Source organism: Planktosalinus sp. (genome assembly GCF_059864935.1).
The window spans coordinates 1-4,284 of the sequence record NZ_JCBCCK010000162.1; the positions used below are offsets into that span (position 1 = coordinate 1).

The 4,284-nt window shown below is 39.3% G+C and carries 6 protein-coding genes; 5 read left to right on the forward strand and 1 reads right to left on the reverse strand.

The genetic code is table 11. The features are described 5' to 3' along the window. On the forward strand, nt 1-156 hold a 156-nt coding region (locus AC6F75_RS06265), incomplete at its 5' end, for a 50S ribosomal protein L27 (RefSeq protein WP_500714103.1). 79 nt (nt 157-235) lie between these two features. Here AC6F75_RS06265 and ahcY read toward each other — a convergent pair. Beyond that, the gene (ahcY, locus tag AC6F75_RS06270) at nt 236-1,552 is read right to left on the reverse strand and encodes an adenosylhomocysteinase (RefSeq protein ID WP_500714097.1); all 1,317 of its coding nucleotides are present in this window, start codon (nt 1,550-1,552) and stop codon (nt 236-238) included. A 66-nt stretch (nt 1,553-1,618) separates the two neighbouring features. Between ahcY and AC6F75_RS06275 the strand changes: the two genes are divergently transcribed. From AC6F75_RS06275 to AC6F75_RS06290, 4 genes are read left to right on the forward strand one after another with little or no spacing between them, the layout of a single operon-like run. After that, nucleotides 1,619-2,245: a 4'-phosphopantetheinyl transferase superfamily protein gene (locus AC6F75_RS06275; RefSeq protein ID WP_500714099.1), complete on the forward strand. Its 627-nt coding sequence runs from the start codon at nt 1,619-1,621 to the stop codon at nt 2,243-2,245. Between the two features lie 11 nt (nt 2,246-2,256). Further along, on the forward strand, nt 2,257-2,964 hold the full coding sequence (locus AC6F75_RS06280; protein WP_500714100.1) for a phosphoglycerol geranylgeranyltransferase: 708 nt from the start codon (nt 2,257-2,259) through the stop codon (nt 2,962-2,964). Between the two features lie 5 nt (nt 2,965-2,969). Then, a complete protein-coding gene (locus tag AC6F75_RS06285; RefSeq protein WP_500714101.1) occupies nt 2,970-3,947 on the forward strand; it encodes a peptidase associated/transthyretin-like domain-containing protein in 978 nt (325 codons plus the stop codon). A 10-nt stretch (nt 3,948-3,957) separates the two neighbouring features. Beyond that, nucleotides 3,958-4,218, forward strand: coding sequence for a hypothetical protein (locus tag AC6F75_RS06290; RefSeq protein WP_500714102.1), 261 nt, complete (start codon nt 3,958-3,960; stop codon nt 4,216-4,218). The last annotated feature ends 66 nt before the right edge of the window (nt 4,219-4,284 follow it).

The following is a 4,284-nucleotide window of genomic DNA, read 5'->3' on the forward strand; positions in this document are numbered from 1 at the left end:
ATCATCGTAAGACAAAGAGGCTACACTCACAATCCCGGTGAGAATGTATATGCCGGAAAAGACCACACCCTTCACGCTAAAGTGGATGGATTAGTTAAATTTTCAAAGAAAAAAGACAACAAGTCATTCGTTTCAATTGAACCGTTTGATGCTTAGACCCTGTCTAAAACGAATATAAAAAAAACCCTTTCTGTGAACAGAAAGGGTTTTTTGTTTGTGTATCAAAATGCCTGATTTAATACCTGTAATATTCAGGCTTGAACGGTCCTTCAACCGACACGCCTATGTATTTTGCCTGATCTTCTCTAAGGGTTTCAAGCTCAACACCTATGCGCTCTAAATGAAGTCTCGCTACTTTTTCGTCAAGGTGTTTTGGTAATACATACACTTTGTTTTCATATTTATCAGTATTTTTCCAAAGTTCAATTTGCGCCAGAGTTTGGTTTGTAAATGAGTTGCTCATCACAAAACTGGGGTGGCCGGTGGCACAACCCAAATTCACCAAACGCCCTTCGGCAAGAACGATGATATCTTTTCCATCAATAGTGTATTTGTCCACCTGAGGTTTGATTTCGTCTTTGGTGTTGCCATAGTTTTTGTTCAACCAAGCCATATCAATTTCGTTATCAAAGTGACCAATATTACAAACAATGGCTTTATCGCGCATTGCCCTGAAATGACGCTCCTCAATGATGTCTTTGTTTCCTGTAGCTGTACAAACAATGTCTGCCTTGCCTATTACATTATCAAGTTTCTTGACTTCAAAACCATCCATTGCTGCCTGCAATGCACAAATGGGGTCAATTTCAGTAACGGTAACAATAGAGCCGGCACCTTTAAACGAAGCTGCAGTTCCTTTACCAACATCACCATAGCCACAAACAACTACACGTTTTCCGGCTAGCATAGTGTCTGTTGCGCGACGCACGGCATCAACAGCACTTTCGCGACAGCCATATTTGTTGTCAAATTTTGATTTAGTAACACTGTCATTCACATTGATGGCAGGCATGGGCAATGTTCCGTTTTTCATTCTTTCATACAAACGGTGTACACCTGTTGTAGTTTCTTCAGAAAGTCCTTTAATTCCGGCTGCAAGTTCCGGATATTTATCAAAAACCATATTGGTCAAATCACCTCCGTCATCAAGAATCATATTTAAGGGCTTGCGGTCTTCGCCGAAAAACAACGTTTGCTCAATACACCAGTTAAATTCCTCTTCGTTCATTCCTTTCCAGGCATACACCGGAATTCCGGCAGCGGCTATTGCAGCGGCAGCGTGATCTTGTGTGGAGAAAATATTACACGAACTCCAGGTTACTTCAGCACCAAGAGCGGTTAAGGTTTCAATTAAAACGGCAGTCTGGATTGTCATATGCAAACATCCGGCAATACGCGCACCCTTAAGTGGCTGGGAATTTTTGTATTCTTCCCTTAGTGACATCAATCCTGGCATTTCGGCCTCAGCCAATTCAATTTCTTTTCTACCCCATTCCGCCAGTTTTAAATCTTTAACTTTATAGGGAACATAAGTCAATGTTTTCGTACTCATAAATAGTATATTTGTATTATCATTATTTTTATAGTTCACAAAAATAAGCAATATCTAAGAATCCACATGCCTCTTTACAAAACAATAACAGTAAATAAAGACACTAAGGTGCTCATCTGGAAGATAGAAGAACCTTTTGAAGAGCTCCTTCAGGGAATATCACTTACAGACAAAAGCAAAAACCGTATTGAGAAAATGTTGTCAGACATTCACAAAAGAGGATTTCTGAGCATTCGTCACCTGTTGAAAATTGAGGGCTACACTGACCATGATATAATTTATAACGGCGAAGGAAAACCCGATTTAAAAGACGCGAAACACATTTCAATAACCCATTCACACGAGTTTTCAGGCATTATTATCAGCAACAGTGAAGTGGGCATTGACATTGAAAAACAACGCGATAAAATTTTAAGAATCGCAAACAAGTTTACCCCGCTAAAAGAATACCGCACCCTGGCCAACGACTCAGCTGTTATTCAAAAACTCACCATTGTCTGGTGTGCCAAAGAAGCCCTTTATAAACTCTATGCCAACCGTGGTGTGAGTTTTTTACAACATGTGGATGTGAAAGATTTTCAGTTTGAAGATATGCAAACCACTGCCGAAATTATTTTTAACGGAAAAGTACACACATACAAGGTTCACTTTTTAGAATTTGAAGGATTTACCTGTGCTTATGCTTTGTGCTAAATCACTGTTTAATGCAAACAATTTACAACGATATTTTCAACGCTTACCAAACCAATCAAAAATTGCTTGCTATTTTGATTGACCCGGAAAAGTTTCAAATCGAAAATGTATCAGCCTTTTTGGAAAAAACACCCGCATCAACCTCTCACCTTTTTGTAGGCGGCAGTACAGCCACGCAAGCGCAAACCGAAACAGTGGTTTTGGCTTTAAAAAAACATTCCATCCTGCCCATCATACTTTTTCCCGGAGACGAACAGCAGATTACACATCAGGCAAATGGAATTTTATTCTTAAGTTTACTGTCAGGCGAGAATCCTGAATATTTAATCAAACAACAGGTCAAAGCCGCACCTAAACTCAAAAAAAGTAATTTGGAAATCATCCCTACAGGATATGTTCTTATTGACGGTGGCACAATAAGTGCCGTAGAACGAGTAAGTCAAACACTGCCAATATCACAGAATAAAATTGACCTAATTGTAAATACAGCACTTGCCGGGCAATATTCAGGCAAAAAATTGATTTACCTCGAGGCCGGAAGCGGTGCAAAAAAAAAAGTTTCCAATGAAGTTATTAAAAGCGTAAGCCGTGAACTCAATATTCCGCTGATAGTGGGTGGAGGGATAAATTCTGTGAAATCACTCAACGAAGTTTATCAATCAGGTGCAACTATGGCAGTTGTGGGATCCGCTATAGAAGTAAATAATTTTACAGATTAAAATTCATGAGTAAATACTTGTTATACTTTATCTTTATCTTCATTTTCACTTTTTACCAAGTGGAAGGGCAAACTGTTGTTTTTTTTGATGCAGGAACCAAAGAACCCGTTTCTTTTGCTACTATATCATTTGGTAACGGCTTGGGGACATATGCTGACGTTGAAGGTAAATTCCATTTTCCAAAAAAACTCTATTCTGATGTGGACACCCTTTTTGTTTCAGCCCTTGGTTATGCCGGTTTAGAACTGCTTACTGATAGTCTATTGCCCGAGTATGCTATGTTTCCCACTGCCGATGAACTCGATGAAATAATCATAGTAGCCCCGAGAACCGGTCGTTTTAAACGTCATGAAATAAAAGCCATTTCCCACAATGAATATCACAACTCCTGGATGCAAACCGTTGAAAGTGAAATTGCCGTGCTGTTCAGAAGGGTTGACAACAAACCCACACAACTGACTTCGGTCTTGTTGCCAATAAATGTCAGGGAGGAAGTTTCCGGCAGGAACATACCCGTCAGGCAATTTTCAACGATGATGCGATTAAAACTTTACGAAAACAACAGCGGTCTACCCGGAAGGGAATTGCCTTATGGAAACATTGTTTTTGTGGTTAACGAAAAAGAAAAAAGCAATATCTATGAACTCGATTTAAGCTACTTGAATTTATTCATACCCGAAAACGGAATTTTTGCCTCCATTCAGGTTTTAGGCCCGACAGACCTAGAAGGAAACTTTATTCAAACCAGAGTATACAACGAGTATGAAACCAAAAGAGGGATTGAAAGAATTGCCATTTCTTTCCGCCCCTTATTGCCGCTCACCAATCAGATTCAGGGCGAAAAAACATTTGTGAGGCGCATTTTCTTTAACGAAAAACAGTGGCAACCCTTTAACTTTGATTACAACCCCAATTCAGAATTACTGCGAAAAGGATACAAAAACTATAGCATGGGCGCAAAAATGCGCGTGTATGACAATTAAAAATTAATTTATGGAAATATCAGTAGAACTTACACTTTCACCACTTCAGGACAACTTTGAGCCTCCAATTATAGATTTTATCAAGAACCTGCGCAATTCGGGTTTGAAAGTGCTTGAAAATCCTTTAAGCACTCAGGTTTATGGTCCTTATGACGAGGTAATGAATCTACTTAACGCCGAAATAAAAACTACATTAGAAGCCATTGAAGCTGGTGTGCTTTACATCAAAATCGTAAAATCAAACCGCAGCGACTATGTCCCTCATTTTTGACGCCTTGTTTGGGCAGTACAGCGACTATTCAACACTTCATATAGTGCTTGAAATTGTGGCCGTTGT